A 13,148-nucleotide genomic window follows, 5' to 3' on the forward strand; every position below is an offset into this window, starting at 1 on the left:
GCAGACGAGTACTCGGGCGACGCCCGTGCTGGGCGTCACCTGAATGCGGGTTGCAGGACTCATTGCCGGTCGAATGAACGTCCGGGGATGGGAGGGCAATGTGGGAAGTCGATGTCGTACCAATGCGTTACGAGCAGTGGCACGAGCCAGCGGCGCACAGTGAGGGTTGCCGTTATTGCGTAGCGGCACAACTGCTTGTGTTCGGCGTATACGCCGACGTTAACCCATGCGCTCATGCTGTTAGCCCTATATTGTTTTTGTAGTGGCTTACTGGCTAGGAAACGATGCTGGTGGACCAGCTTGATCGCGAGTATAGGGTGGCTTTTTTACAATAAGAATTGACAGAAACGCCTGATTGACATGCAAAAATGCACAGCGAAAAGTCAAGGGAATTGGGAAAACACGAGTGAGCGCGTCGCCACAACACATCAGAACATTCTTATGTGTTAATGTGTTTGCACATTCAACTACCCATACGGGCTCAACAATGTCCTCTCGCAATCTTTTTGACGCTATGAACCTTGGCAGCATGGTGCTTCGAAATCGTATCGTCTTACCCCCACTAACTCGCTCCAGAAGCTCGCAGCCAGGTAACGTACCGAACTCGCTCATGGCAGCGTACTACCGCCAACGCGCTACAGCGGGCTTCATGGTCACCGAAGGCTCTCAAATCGAGCCACGCGGCCAAGGCTATGCTTGGACGCCCGGTATTTACAGTGACGAACAGGTCGAAGGTTGGCGCCAGGTGACCGAAGCAGTTCATGCCGAGGGTGGCACCATCTTCTGCCAACTCTGGCACGTTGGTCGTGTTTCCCACGTCAGTTTGCAGCCAGATAATCAGCCTCCAATTGCACCTTCAGCTATCCGCGCGACCAACGTTAAAGTATTCATTGAAACCGGCCCTAACGAGGGACAGTTAGCAGATCCGAGCATGCCGCAAGAATTGACCACTATCCAGGTCAAGGAGCTGGTAGAGCTTTATCGCCGAGCGGCTCAAAATGCGAAGCGTGCGGGGTTCGATGGCGTTGAGCTGCATTCCGCGAACGGATACCTCATCAACCAATTCATCTCAGAGCACACTAATCGCAGAACTGACGAGTACGGGGGATCACTCACAAACCGGCTGCGGTTCCTGCGTGAAGTGACTGAAGCGGTCATTGGTGTATTCGCAAGCGAGCGCGTTGGTGTACGCTTCGCGCCATTGTTTGAATCGACGGATGAAGAACGGGTCTATTTGGGGCTGGTCGAAAAAGATCCGCACGAGACCTACGTCGAAGCGACCAAAATGCTGGAAGGCCTGCGCATCGGGTACCTTTCAATTGCAGAAGCAGATTGGGACAATAGCCCTGATCTTCCAGACTCATTCCGGCAGGCACTGCGTGATACGTTCTCGGGCCCGATCATGTATGCCGGTAACTACACTCATGAGAAAGCCAAACGTATTCTCTCGACGGGTTACGGCGACTTTTTCGGCTTCGGACGCACGTTCATCGCAAACCCGGATTTACCACTACGTTTCAAAGAAAACCAACCCCTTAACCCCGTAGATCCTTCAACTCTGTATGGCGGTGGGGAGCGGGGATACATCGACTATCCGCACAGCACCTGACAGCGTGCGCGGTCACCCAAATGGGGGCAGCCCCCACATTAGAGTCAAGGTTCAAGGTTTATGGAGCTAAGCGAAGCACTTAAGGTCTTGTCTCATCCGACCCGACGAGCTGTACTCGCGTGGCTGGCAAACCCGCACAAGTCTTTCAAGAGCTACAGCCAGCTCTACGACTTCAGCGTATACGGTGTATGCGCAAGCTTGATCCAAGACAAAGCGGGGATGTCGCAACCTGCAACATCCCTTTGCCTGAAGGTTCTTCAAGACATGGATTTCGTGACAGCAACAAAAGTTGGAAAATGGACGTACTACAAGCGCAACGATGAGCAACTTTTTGCCGCGTTGTCCGAATTGCATTCAGAGCTGAACATCTGAGCTCTGCCCTTAGCCATCACTGTCCGACTGAGATCGAAGGGAGTCTCCTGGCTGGAATGACGCCAGACCTAAGGGGCTTGTCTATGGCGTTCAGCAGAGCATTGACGCGAAAGAGATCAGTAGGTTACTGATTTTAGCTGACCCATGTGCAGCCTCTGAAATCCCACGCAAGGTCATCGATTACTGAGTATTCGGATGGGTCAATGATTTCCGGCGGCTTGGGTCAAAATCGCATCAGCGCCAACAAGCGATGGGCCTCTTGTGCTGGTTCGTGACTTGTTTGCGCCGGCTGGCCTACCGGCCTCTCTCCACGGCTAAAGCCTCTTGTTGATGCAGCACGGCTGCATAGTGCGTCTCCACCCAATCGGCCAGTTCTCGCACCCTTACGGCCGCTTCCCTACCCATAGGCGTCAGCGTGTATTCCACGTGTGGCGGCACGATGTCATAGGCGTGACGCTCGACCATTCCATCGCTTTCCAACAACTGAAGCGTCTGCGCCAGCATTCGTTCGCTGACGCCGCCGATCTTACGTCGTAGCTGGCTGAATCGCAGCGTGCCAGGCAGCAGAGCAATCAGCACCAATACCCCCCAGCGGCTAGTCAGGTGGTTCAGGATTTCACGCGACGGGCATTGTGGAGTCAGCACGTCGCCACGCCTTAAGCGCTCGGACAAAGGGGCTGCTGACGGCTTTTCTGATGATCTTGAAGGAACGCTTGCACTCATACACTTACCTTTTTGTGCGTACTTACTTAAAGTAACTTTATATCCTACAGTCGCTCATGGCTATTTCTTCAACCCTTTCGTTCACCAAGGAGTGACCTCATGAGCATTGCCGTTACTGGAGCCACCGGCCAACTGGGCCGCATCGTCATCGAGAACCTCAAGCAGCGAACCGCCACGAGCAGCATTCTTGCCTTGGTGCGCAAGCCGGAACAGGCAGAAGCGCTGGGCGTTGCGGCAAGGGCGTTCGACTATTCCAAGACCGAGACGCTGGATGCGGCGTTGTCCGGAGTGGAAACCTTGCTGTTGATCTCCTCCAGCGAAATCGGTCAGCGCGCCGCGCAGCACGCCAACGTCATTGCGGCGGCGAAGAGGGCCGGCATCAAGCGCATTGTCTATACCAGCGTGTTGCACGCTGACTCGTCCGTGCTGCCACTTGCCGACGAACACCGCGCAACCGAGGCTGCCCTCAAGGCGTCCGGACTTTCCTACACGCTGTTGCGCAATGGTTGGTACACAGAAAACTACACAGGTTTCGCTGGTGTGGCGCTGGCTAATGGCGCGCTGTTTGGTAGTGCAGGCGAAGGCCGGATTTCGTCAGCGACACGCGAGGATCTGGCCGAAGCCGCCGCAGTGGTGTTGACTGCTGACGGCCATGAAAACACTACCTACGAACTGGCCGGCGATACCTCTTGGACGCTGGCTGATCTGGCGGCGGAAATCTCGAAGCAGACCGGCAAGCACATCCCTTACCGCAACCTCCCGGAAGCCGACTACGCCGCCGCGCTCGAAGGTGTTGGCTTGCCGAAGGATCTTGCCGCAGCATTGGCTTCCTATGACGTCAGCGCCTCCCAGGGGGCTCTCTACGCCAACGAACGCGCCTTGGCTGAACTTATCGGGAGGCCAACCACGCCGCTTGCTATCAGCGTCGAACGTGCGCTAAAGGCGCTCTGACGAACTGCCGGCAAGCAGCAGTTTAAAACAGCGTTCAAGGGATATTTCCTCCTTGCAGGGGGCTGATTCAGCCCCCTGCAAGTTTAAACCCTATAACCAACCTTTAATCTGCGCGCACACAGCCTGGGTGGAAATGCCGTAGCGATCGTGCAACGTCGGAAGCGCGCCAGCATCGAGAAACGCGTCCGGCAGCGCTATTTGCCTGAATGTCGGCGTGACCCCATTGCGCAACAGCACGGTCGCCACCGCTTCGCCCAATCCCCCGATGATGGAGTGGTTTTCCGCAGTCACTACCAGTCGTCCCGGCTTTCTGGCCTCAGCCAAAATGGTCTGCTCATCCAAAGGCTTGATTGTGGGAACGTGTAGCACCGCGACATCCACACCGTCAGCCTGAAGCTCCTTGGCTGCTTCCAACGCGCGCATTGTCATCAAACCGGTGGCAATGATTAAAACCTCATTGCCCGTGCGCAGGGTTTTGGCTTTGCCGATCTCGAATTTGTAGCCATATTCGTCGAGCACCAGCGGTACGTTGCCCCGCAGTAACCGCATGTAGACTGGCCCTTGATGCGCTGCAATGGCGGGCACTGCCTGTTCGATTTCCAGGGCATCGCACGGGTCGACGATCATCAGGTTCGGCATGGCGCGGAAGATTGCCAAATCATCAGTTGCCTGGTGGCTGGGGCCGTACCCGGTGGTCAGTCCTGGCAGACCACAGACGATTTTGACGTTGAGGTTTTCCTCGGCAATCGCCATGCAGATGAAGTCATAGGCCCGGCGCGAAGCAAACACCGCGTAAGTGGTAGCGAAGGGCACGAACCCCTCCCGAGCCATGCCCGCTGCCGCGCTCATCAACAACTGCTCAGCCATGCCCATCTGGTAGAAACGCTCCGGGTGCGCCTTCGCGAAAATGTGCAGGTCGGTGTATTTGGACAAGTCAGCCGATAAACCCACGATATCCTGGCGCTGGTCCGCGAGTGCGGCCAACGCGTGACCAAAGGGCGCGGATCTGGTGGCCTGACCTTCAGCGGCAATCGAGGCAATCATCGCGGAGGTTGTCAGTTTTTTCTTCAGGGCCGCGGGCGCCTGAGCCGTAGTGTTGGTTGCGTTGCTCATAGCGTTTTGCCTTCTTCGAGGTTGTTCAGGGCCACATCCCATTCATGCTCATCCACGCGGATGAAGTGAGTCTTTTCGCGGGTTTCCAGGAACGGCACGCCTTTGCCCATCTTGGTATCGCAGATGATGACGCGCGGTTGTGCGGCGGGATGGCTGCGGGCCGCGTCGAAAGCTTTGACCAAGGCGTCCAGGTCGTTACCGTCTACCCGCTGGGTGAACCAGCCAAAGGCTTGCCATCGGTCAACGATGGGTTCAAATGCCAGCACCTCGCTGGAGTGCCCGTCGGCTTGCTGGTTGTTCACGTCGACGATGGCGATCAGGTTGTCGAGTTTCCAGTGCGAAGCCGACATCACAGCTTCCCAGGTGGAGCCCTCATTCAGCTCGCCATCCGATAGCAGGTTGTAAACGAAAGAGCTGGACTGTTTGCGCTTCAAACCCAGGCAGGCGCCCACCGCGATGCCCAGTCCCTGGCCCAGCGAGCCGCCGGTGATTTCCATGCCGGGGGTGTATGCGGCCATACCGGACATGGGCAGGCGGCTGTCATCCGAACCGTAGGTTTCAAGCTCATCCAGTGGAATGATTTCAGCCTCGATCAGCGCGGCATACAGCGCGATCGCGTAGTGACCGATGGAGAGGTAAAAGCGATCACGCTGTTCCCACTCGGGGTTTTCGGGCTTGTAGTTCAAGGCATGAAAGTACGACACGGCCAGCAAGTCTGCCGCGCCCAGCGCCTGGCCGACATAGCCCTGGCCCTGGACTTGCCCCATGCGCAAGGCATGGCGGCGAATGTTATGGGCGCGTTGCACCAGCGTGGTGGATGACACGCGAGATAAAGTGGCAGTCATGGAAATTCTCCGTTAACTCAACGATTGACCGAAGCGGCGGGAATGCGCAGCACCAAACAAGCACCGATGCACAGCACACCGGTAATCAGGTACATGCCGATGGCGCTCGAACCGGTAGTGGTGGTGATCCATCCAATCAGGTACGGCGAGCAGAACCCCGCAAGATTGGCAAAGCTGTTTATTCCGGCGATCCCCGCAGCGGCGGAGACACCACCGAGCAACGTGGTAGGCAGCATCCAGAACAGTGACGACGCCGACAGCACACCGGCCGCCGCTAGGCACAGGCTCAATACCGACAGCATCAGGTTGCCGCCGAACACCGCAGCCAAAGTGAGGCCGAGCGCGCCGGCAATCATCGGTGCGACCAGATGCCAGCGGCGCTCCTGGTGTTTGTCGCCGCTACGCCCCATCAGCACCATCGCGACGATGGCGCACAGGTAGGGGAGACTGGTGAGCAAGCCGATGTGCATCGGCTCGGCAACACCTGCGTTACGGATGAGCGTCGGCAGCCAAAAGGTGATCGCGTACTGGCCCATGACCACGCAAAAGTAGATGCAGGCAAGCGTCCACAGGCGGCGGTCCCGCAGGAATGCCCCGACCGATGCGTGGGTGACTTTGCGGCTGTTGTCCTCGGCCAGCTCTTTGCTGACGAGTGTTTTTTCTTCATCAGTCAACCAGGTCGCCTGGTGAACGCCATCTTTGAGGTAAGCCAGCACCATCAGGCCAACAATAACCGTCGGAATGGCTTCAATCACGAACATCCACTGCCAGCCCGCCCAGCCATGAAAGCCTGCGAACTGGGTCATGATGTAGCCTGAGAGCGGCCCGCCGATCATTCCTGAGAGCGGGATGGCGATGAACCACAGCACGGTCATTTTTGCGCGGCGGTAGGAGGGGAACCAGTAAGTGAGGTAGAGCAGCAAGCCCGGCGCGAGACCCGCTTCGGCGATACCGAGCAGAAAGCGCAGCGTATAGAACTGCCAGGCCGTTTCTACGAAGGCGAAGAGGGCGGAGATGATGCCCCACGAGATCATGATGCGCGCGATCCAGCGACGGGCACCGACCTTGTGGAGGATGAGGTTGCTTGGCACTTCGCAGAGGAAATAGCCAAGAAAGAACACGCCAGCGCCAAGCCCGTATACGGTCTCGCTCAGGGACAGGTCATTCATCATCTGAAGCTTTGCAAACCCGACATTTACCCGGTCCAGGTAAGCGCACAGGTAGCACAACATCAGGAAAGGCATCAATCGCCAGGCAGTTTTGCGATACGCGCTTGAGCGTACTGTGGACACAGCGTCGAGCGTCATGGTGGTCATCATGATGGTCTGATCTCTTGTTTTTATAGAACGCCGGGCTTGAGGCCCGACGTATCTTCGATCCAGAACTTAATGGGCAGCGGGTGGTTACACCTGTCGTCAGTGGATCAACATGCCGCCGTTTACATCCAGCGTGATGCCGGTGAGGTAAGAGGACAAGTCGCTGGCGAGAAACAGTGCCGCATTGGCAACATCCTGCGCTGCGCCCAGCCGGCCCAGCGGGATGCTTTCGATGATCGCGTGGCGGCGATCATCCTGCATCAGGCCGCCGGTGATGTCGGTATGGATCAAACCTGGCGTGATGGAGTTGACGCGAATGTTGTCCGCGCCAAATTCGCGCGCCATGGCCTTGCCCAGTCCGAGCACACCGGCTTTCGCTGCGCTGTAGTGTGGGCCGCCGAAAATGCCGCCACCGCGCTGGGCCGATACGGATGACATGCAGACGATGCTGCCCGAAGCCTGAGTGCGCATCACCGGAATGACCGCCTGCGACATCAACAGCGTGCCGCGCAGGCTTACATCCAGAACCTTGTCGTAATCGCCCGGGCGTATGTCCAGGGTCTTGATTGGCTGCGTGATGCCGGCATTGTTGATGAGTATGTCGATACGGCCGTAGTGCTCGACAACCTTGGCGACGGCTGCTTTGACTTGCGTCTCATCGGCGACGTTGGCAGCCAGGCCCAGATGGCCTTCGCCGAGGGTGGCCGCAGCGTCGCGGGCGGCGGATTCGTCGAGATCCAGGATCACAACGCGGGCGCCGTGTTTGGCGAAGGTGACAGCCGTTGCGCGGCCGATACCACGTTCGGATGCAGCGCCAGTAATAATCGCGACTTTGCCTTGAAGAAACATGAGGGGTACCTCTGATTGTTTTTATGGTTCGATTCAGCGATCGATGACTCAGAGTGGCTCCCGTCGACATGCCGAGCAATAACGCAAACGTCACTGCTACATGAATAAAATTCAGCACTCGTCAATGCAGACCGCAAATGCTTGAATGGCACTACCCGTTCAAGACCAAAAAACAGGCTGAATACTGATGCGCCAGGACGATATCCCTTCATCCAATCTGCCACCGCTGAGAGCAATTCAAGCCTTCGAGCAGACCGCCCGTTTTGGCAACCTGGCAAGAGCAGCCGAAGTGCTGGACCTCACGCCATCAGCGATCAGCCACCAACTGGCCAAACTGGAGGTCATGATCGGTCGACAGTTGTTTGTGCGGGCAGCGCGTGGGGTGACGCTGACACCAGTGGGTGAGCAGTACTTGAAGGACATTTCCGGTTTATTGCAGAGCCTTGAGGTCGCTACCGAGCGGGCAGCGAGTGACGTGAGTCTGGATTGCCTGCGGCTGCATTCCTCCCCCAGCTTTGGCTTGCTCTGGCTGATGCCCCGGTTGGAGTCATTTCGCTTGACCAACCCGGACATCCAAATCAATTTGTCTTGCTCTTACGAATCGCTGCATTTCAGCCAGGACAAAATCGATGTCGATATTCGCCACGGCCGGCCTAACTGGCCCAGCTATGAAGTGCGCACCTTGCGCAACGAGAGTTTCGCTGTGCTGGCCTCGCCCAAGCTGATCGCGCGCTGCGCGGTATACAACGCAGCTGATCTTCTGGCTGAAGACCTGATTCTTTCCGAAGCGACCTTGCTCAGATGGCCTGAGTGGTTCGCTCAGCATGGCCTGGCGCGCCCCGAAAGACCCTACGCTTTGAGTTTCGACCGATCCTACATGAGCCTGGAAGCAGCGAGTCACGGTTTGGGATTCGCTCTCGAAAGTACGCTGCTGGCGCAAAAATACCTGGCCAGCGGTTCGCTGGTTGAGGTCGCCCCTGAAGCGTTGAGCTCTCCGGTAGCCGCCCACCATTTAGTGTTCCCCAAGGCACACTCCAGTTTTCCCAGAGTCAGGCGATTTTTGAGCTGGATGGAAGGGGAGTTAGGGCATAGCTTCGTGTTTTAGAGTTATGGCCTTCCGAGGGGTGACTACCGTCATTTCGACAATCGAACGCGATCATTGACCCATTCGAATACCCAGCAATCATGACTTTGCGTGGGATTTCAGAGGCTGCACATGGGTCAGCTAAAATCAGTAACCTGGGTCAAAATCGCATCAGCGCCAACACTTTGCACCACATGGTGGATGTCATGACGCCAAAGATTGGTACTAAGTAGCGATTGCCTGCTCGTCGTCGGCCCGGAGCTCGCCCAATACTGAGCGCGCCGGACGCGGTGCACCGAGATGCAGATAACGTAGCTCATCCATAAAGGCACTCCAAAGTGAAGGGCCGCCCTTTTCCAGCACCTCCGCGCGCAAAGACGCTTCCTTGCTCGGATGCGTATGCCGAACGCCCCAGGCAGCCATATGTGCGAGCAGAGGTACAAGCTGTATTGCCGCTTCCGTGAGGCTGTAAATTCCTTTCTGCTGATGTTTCGGATCCGGACATCGTGTCAGCAGGCCAGACGCGGTCAAGTGCTTCAGTCGACTTGCGAGGATGTTCGTGGCGATGCCTTCCTGGTTTTGCTCCAGCAGGGCGCCATAACTGCGTCTGTTCTCAAACATAACATCGCGGATAACGATCAGGCTCCAGCGGTCGCCGATCTGCTCAAGCGTCAGGTTGATCGGGCAGCCCGATCGTCTTGTTTGCTGCACTGCTATTCCCCTTAAATTTCCACTTGCATTATGCAAGTAGCGCAAATATTATTCAACCACTTGCATTTTGCAAGCGCTAAAGAATCGAACATCTGGTTTTTTCAACACGGGTAACAGCGGCAATTCGGTGCTGCGTATGGCCGAAATGACGGTAACAGCGACATGGCACGATGAGCTGGCGTTTCGCCGAAGATCATTACAGTTGTACGGACCAACATACCCCACCACACAGCCGTGGGAGATGGCGAAATTTAATCCGCCTACCCTCCCTCAACCCAACAGATAACGAAGAGAGGACAAACCAATGAGCACCGAAGAGAGAAACAGGAATTTCGTGCTGGAAGCGTTTGATACGCTGTTCAACAAGCGCGACTATGCCGCGGCCGAACGCTTCTGGTCGCCCGACTATATCCAGCACAGTGCTTATATCGCGCCCGGTCGCGAAGGCCTGTTTGATCTCGTCAAGGCAGCGCCCGCCGAGTTTCGCTACGAAAATGGGCTGGCCGTGGCCTCGGGCGATTATGTCGTACTTCATGGCCGCTTCTCAGGATTCGGCGCCCCGACAAACTGGATCGTGGTCGACATAGTCCGCATCGAAAACGGCCAGCTCGCCGAACACTGGGATGTTATCCAAGACGAGGCCACGCGCGACGGTTCGAAAAGTGGGCTCCCGATGTTTGGCGACAGCTTTCCGAACTGATCCTACTGCGCCGCCCCTGGCGGCCGCCAATTTTTCCTGAGGACAATTACCATGACTGATGCAAAAACATTGCTGTTAGACCTTCTTGCCGTTGTCCCCGACGGCAAGAAATGTGCTGAGCTGTTCGCCGAGGACGGCGTGCTGGAACTCCCATTCCTCCATTCGCTCGGTATTCCGACCCGCCATCAGGGGCGCGAAGCCATCGCGGAGCTCTATGATTTTGTCGGCGGCAACCTTTATCCCGGCTTCAGCTTCAAACCCGAGAATACCACGGTGCTGATCGACACGAAGGATCAGGTGTACGCCGAATATCTGGCGGAAACGCGCGCGGCGTCGACCGGACGTCTCATCCATCACTTGTTCACGGGATACCTCGTTGCCGAGGGCGGCAAAATCAAGTTGCTTCGCGAGTCTCTTAACACGGTGGCCGCGGCACAGGCACTCCACCCAAACGGCGCTGCTGACCTGCCGCCACCGGAGGCGGAGATTTTCTCGGTTCCTCCGGGATATGAAAGCTAGGGTTGCCGAGGCCGCTGAGGCAGCGCACACATCGAAACGCACTTCATCGCCTCATTTAACCTGAACAACACCACCGAGGAAACACTCATGCCAATATTCCACGCCCACATTCCAGCTCAAAAATTCTCTAGCGAAGAGAAACGCGCGCTGGCGGATGCCTTGAATCTCGCTCTTCATGAAGCCATGGATACGCCCAAGGATGACCGTTTCGTCATCATCAGTGAGCACAAGGACGATGAGCTTTTCATCCATCCGACTTTTCCTGACATGAAGAGATCTGACAAGCGCATGGTCGTAACGGTGACGATAGGCACGAGCAGGACAGTGGAGCAGAAACGCAAGCTCGCGGAGTTGGTCACCCGTTACGCGGTAGAAAAGGTGGGCGTCAGCCAGGACGATATCAGCCTGATCATGTATGCCGTTCCCTTGGAGAACATGAGCTTTGGCGGTGGCAAGCTGGTCTCTGACATTGACCTCTCCATGCCTTGGGTAAACAAGTAAGAAATACGAAAGCCGCCCCGTTCTTTAGAAACGGCGCAGCAGAATTGACTCGAAACGAATGTCTCGTTCGTTTCTCAGGCGTGGGGCTCATGTGGCTCCGATCCGACACCATGCTCTGGACGGGTATCGGGATGAATGCAGCCATCACTTCGACCATGGTGTTGCGCACGCGCACCGAGCCGGAGGCACTGTAGGCGGCAGTCCTTGCGCTCGTCCCAAAAGAGGTACGCTATGACCGATTGGCATTTCTACGAACCGGCACAGGGACATTCCCTGCGGCACGATCCGCTCAACGCCATCGTCGCTCCGCGCCCGATCGGCTGGATCAGTACTGTCTCCAACGACGGCGTACGTAACCTTGCTCCCTACAGCTTTTTTAACCTATTCAGCTACAAGCCGCCGATTATCGGCTTTTGCTCGCTTGGCGCGAAGGACTCGCTCGCCAATGCGCGTGCGACCGGCGAGTTCGTATGGAATCTGGCGACGCGAGAACTCGCCGAGGCGATGAACGCCTCTGCGGCGATGGCGCCAGCGGACGTCGATGAATTCGAGTTGGCCAAGTTGGAGACGCTGCCCTCCGCAAAAGTACGGCCATCGCGCGTTGCGGCTAGCCCGGTGCAGTTCGAGTGCGTGGTCACCCAGATCGTGCAGCTTGAGGCGCAAGGCGGTGCTGCGCTCCCGGCGTGGCTGGTGTTGGGCGAAGTAGTAGCGATCCACATTGACCAGCAACTGATCAAAGACGGCGTGTATCAGACTGCGCATGCGCGCCCGATCCTGCGCGGAGGTGGGCCGGCCGACTACTTCGAAATCGGCGCGGAGCAGCTCTTCACGCTTGAGCGACCAGGCAATTGACCTGGCATCGAGTGACCGAGGCAAGGGTGGAAGGCATGAACTGCCGCTGTGCATAGGGTTTATGGCGCCGCCTGACCTCTTTCTACAAGGAGAACTTCCATGTTTCGACGTACCGATATCGCGTTCGAAGCCGAGGGCGGCGTCACGCTGCGCGGCTGGCTCTATATTCCCACCGGCGGCACCGCCCCCTATCCTGCCATCACGATGGCGCATGGTTATGCCGGCGTGAAGGAGCACGGCCTGGAGCCGTTCGCTGAGAAATTTGCCTCCAACGGCTTTGTCGTCCTCCTGCACGATCACCGCAACTTCGGCGCCAGCGAAGGCACGCCGCGCCAGGATATCGACCCATGGTGTCAGATCGCCGATTGGCGGCGCGCGATCAGCTTCCTCGAAGACCAGGACGCCGTCGACGCGAAGCGCATCGGCTTATGGGGCACGAGCTATTCCGGCGGTCACGCACTCGTGCTTGGCGCAACCGAACGCCGCTTGCGTGCGGTCGTCGCGCAGGTGCCGACGATCAGCGGCTTCGAGCAAGGACTGCGCCGCATTCCGCCAGATGCTGTCGCCGCCATCGAGGATGCCTTCACGGCGGACGAGCGCGCGCAAGCACGCGGCGAGCCGCCGCGTAGGCAGGCAATCGTCAGCGCCGATCCGGCCGTCCCTGCTTCGTACCGCACCAAGGAAGCCATCGAGTTCTATCTGCAGCCCGTACCCGACGGCGCCTGGGAGAACAGCGTCACGGTGCGCTCGACGCGCGCTGCGCGCATGTACGAACCGGGCACGTGGATTGCGCGCGTGTCCCCCACGCCGCTGCTGATGATCGTCGCGCTGCAGGACACGATCACGCTGACCGATCTTGAGCTGGCCGCCTACGAGCGTGCCGTTGAGCCAAAGCGCCTCGTGACGATTCCCGGCGGCCACTTCGATCCGTACATCACCAGATTCGATCAATCAAGTACCGCCGCGCTGGACTGGTTCAAGGAACACCTCTCCTAACCTCAAC

The 13,148-nt window shown here is 57.5% G+C and carries 15 protein-coding genes; 9 read left to right on the plus strand and 6 right to left on the minus strand.

The features are described from left to right. Window positions 1-487 precede the first annotated feature (487 nt). Window positions 488-1,609 carry an alkene reductase gene (locus ACIPLA_RS00680; protein WP_192343056.1) on the plus strand — a complete coding sequence of 374 codons (1,122 nt, stop codon included), beginning with the start codon at window positions 488-490 and terminating at the stop codon, window positions 1,607-1,609. 60 nt (window positions 1,610-1,669) lie between these two features. Next, window positions 1,670-1,981, plus strand: a complete 312-nt coding sequence (locus ACIPLA_RS00685; RefSeq protein ID WP_218394857.1) for a helix-turn-helix transcriptional regulator — start codon at window positions 1,670-1,672, stop codon at window positions 1,979-1,981. A 294-nt stretch (window positions 1,982-2,275) separates the two neighbouring features. Here ACIPLA_RS00685 and ACIPLA_RS00690 read toward each other — a convergent pair whose 3' ends face one another. Further along, complete coding sequence (locus tag ACIPLA_RS00690) at window positions 2,276-2,626, minus strand: winged helix-turn-helix transcriptional regulator (protein WP_371317106.1); 351 nt, start codon at window positions 2,624-2,626, stop codon at window positions 2,276-2,278. 177 nt (window positions 2,627-2,803) lie between these two features. Here ACIPLA_RS00690 and ACIPLA_RS00695 point away from each other — a divergent pair, with 177 nt between their 5' ends. Then, window positions 2,804-3,655 carry an SDR family oxidoreductase gene (locus tag ACIPLA_RS00695; RefSeq protein ID WP_401170580.1) on the plus strand — a complete coding sequence of 284 codons (852 nt, stop codon included), beginning with the start codon at window positions 2,804-2,806 and terminating at the stop codon, window positions 3,653-3,655. A gap of 90 nt (window positions 3,656-3,745) precedes the next feature. On the opposite strand, the gene ACIPLA_RS00700 is transcribed toward ACIPLA_RS00695, so the two are convergent. The 4 genes from ACIPLA_RS00700 to ACIPLA_RS00715 form a co-directional block, all read right to left on the minus strand. Then, on the minus strand, window positions 3,746-4,768 hold the full coding sequence (locus ACIPLA_RS00700; protein ID WP_192343060.1) for a transketolase family protein: 1,023 nt from the start codon (window positions 4,766-4,768) through the stop codon (window positions 3,746-3,748). Continuing rightward, complete coding sequence (locus ACIPLA_RS00705; protein ID WP_218394860.1) at window positions 4,765-5,613, minus strand: transketolase; 849 nt, start codon at window positions 5,611-5,613, stop codon at window positions 4,765-4,767. The genes ACIPLA_RS00700 and ACIPLA_RS00705 overlap by 4 nt, the downstream gene beginning before the upstream one ends. A gap of 17 nt (window positions 5,614-5,630) precedes the next feature. Next, a complete protein-coding gene (locus ACIPLA_RS00710) occupies window positions 5,631-6,932 on the minus strand; it encodes an MFS transporter (protein ID WP_218394861.1) in 1,302 nt (433 codons plus the stop codon). A 96-nt stretch (window positions 6,933-7,028) separates the two neighbouring features. Continuing rightward, window positions 7,029-7,778 carry an SDR family NAD(P)-dependent oxidoreductase gene (locus ACIPLA_RS00715; protein WP_401170585.1) on the minus strand — a complete coding sequence of 250 codons (750 nt, stop codon included), beginning with the start codon at window positions 7,776-7,778 and terminating at the stop codon, window positions 7,029-7,031. A gap of 187 nt (window positions 7,779-7,965) precedes the next feature. On the opposite strand from ACIPLA_RS00715, the gene ACIPLA_RS00720 reads away from it, so the two are divergent. Beyond that, window positions 7,966-8,883: a LysR substrate-binding domain-containing protein gene (locus tag ACIPLA_RS00720; RefSeq protein ID WP_192343064.1), complete on the plus strand. Its 918-nt coding sequence runs from the start codon at window positions 7,966-7,968 to the stop codon at window positions 8,881-8,883. 204 nt (window positions 8,884-9,087) lie between these two features. Here the strand turns inward: ACIPLA_RS00720 and ACIPLA_RS00725 are convergent, their stop codons facing one another. After that, window positions 9,088-9,573, minus strand: a complete 486-nt coding sequence (locus ACIPLA_RS00725; RefSeq protein WP_218394863.1) for a helix-turn-helix domain-containing protein — start codon at window positions 9,571-9,573, stop codon at window positions 9,088-9,090. A gap of 304 nt (window positions 9,574-9,877) precedes the next feature. Here ACIPLA_RS00725 and ACIPLA_RS00730 point away from each other — a divergent pair, with 304 nt between their 5' ends. From ACIPLA_RS00730 to ACIPLA_RS00750, 5 genes are all read left to right on the plus strand, one after another. Beyond that, window positions 9,878-10,273 (plus strand): nuclear transport factor 2 family protein, encoded by a 396-nt coding sequence (locus tag ACIPLA_RS00730; protein ID WP_192343066.1) that lies wholly within the window; start codon window positions 9,878-9,880, stop codon window positions 10,271-10,273. A gap of 51 nt (window positions 10,274-10,324) precedes the next feature. After that, window positions 10,325-10,792, plus strand: a complete 468-nt coding sequence (locus ACIPLA_RS00735) for a nuclear transport factor 2 family protein (protein ID WP_192343067.1) — start codon at window positions 10,325-10,327, stop codon at window positions 10,790-10,792. 87 nt (window positions 10,793-10,879) lie between these two features. Next, on the plus strand, window positions 10,880-11,293 hold the full coding sequence (locus ACIPLA_RS00740) for a tautomerase family protein (RefSeq protein WP_123585015.1): 414 nt from the start codon (window positions 10,880-10,882) through the stop codon (window positions 11,291-11,293). A 231-nt stretch (window positions 11,294-11,524) separates the two neighbouring features. Continuing rightward, window positions 11,525-12,145 (plus strand): flavin reductase family protein, encoded by a 621-nt coding sequence (locus ACIPLA_RS00745; protein ID WP_401170591.1) that lies wholly within the window; start codon window positions 11,525-11,527, stop codon window positions 12,143-12,145. A gap of 99 nt (window positions 12,146-12,244) precedes the next feature. Next, complete coding sequence (locus ACIPLA_RS00750; protein WP_401170594.1) at window positions 12,245-13,141, plus strand: alpha/beta hydrolase; 897 nt, start codon at window positions 12,245-12,247, stop codon at window positions 13,139-13,141. Window positions 13,142-13,148: the final 7 nt, after the last annotated feature.

Origin of the sequence: Pseudomonas sp. NPDC086112 (assembly GCF_044746425.1) — a bacterium.
GTDB lineage: Bacteria > Pseudomonadota > Gammaproteobacteria > Pseudomonadales > Pseudomonadaceae > Aquipseudomonas.

Excerpts from the sequence above, each read along its gene's own strand:
- ACIPLA_RS00680 (WP_192343056.1), top strand. The coding sequence starts at position 488 with ATGTCCTCTCGCAATCTTTTTGACGCTATGAACCTTGGCAGCATGGTG.
- ACIPLA_RS00685 (WP_218394857.1), top strand. The coding sequence starts at position 1,670 with ATGGAGCTAAGCGAAGCACTTAAGGTCTTGTCTCATCCGACCCGACGA.
- ACIPLA_RS00695 (WP_401170580.1), top strand. The coding sequence starts at position 2,804 with ATGAGCATTGCCGTTACTGGAGCCACCGGCCAACTGGGCCGCATCGTC.
- ACIPLA_RS00700 (WP_192343060.1), bottom strand. The coding sequence starts at position 4,768 with ATGAGCAACGCAACCAACACTACGGCTCAGGCGCCCGCGGCCCTGAAG.
- ACIPLA_RS00705 (WP_218394860.1), bottom strand. The coding sequence starts at position 5,613 with ATGACTGCCACTTTATCTCGCGTGTCATCCACCACGCTGGTGCAACGC.
- ACIPLA_RS00710 (WP_218394861.1), bottom strand. The coding sequence starts at position 6,932 with ATGATGACCACCATGACGCTCGACGCTGTGTCCACAGTACGCTCAAGC.
- ACIPLA_RS00715 (WP_401170585.1), bottom strand. The coding sequence starts at position 7,778 with ATGTTTCTTCAAGGCAAAGTCGCGATTATTACTGGCGCTGCATCCGAA.
- ACIPLA_RS00720 (WP_192343064.1), top strand. The coding sequence starts at position 7,966 with ATGCGCCAGGACGATATCCCTTCATCCAATCTGCCACCGCTGAGAGCA.
- ACIPLA_RS00730 (WP_192343066.1), top strand. The coding sequence starts at position 9,878 with ATGAGCACCGAAGAGAGAAACAGGAATTTCGTGCTGGAAGCGTTTGAT.
- ACIPLA_RS00735 (WP_192343067.1), top strand. The coding sequence starts at position 10,325 with ATGACTGATGCAAAAACATTGCTGTTAGACCTTCTTGCCGTTGTCCCC.
- ACIPLA_RS00740 (WP_123585015.1), top strand. The coding sequence starts at position 10,880 with ATGCCAATATTCCACGCCCACATTCCAGCTCAAAAATTCTCTAGCGAA.
- ACIPLA_RS00745 (WP_401170591.1), top strand. The coding sequence starts at position 11,525 with ATGACCGATTGGCATTTCTACGAACCGGCACAGGGACATTCCCTGCGG.
- ACIPLA_RS00750 (WP_401170594.1), top strand. The coding sequence starts at position 12,245 with ATGTTTCGACGTACCGATATCGCGTTCGAAGCCGAGGGCGGCGTCACG.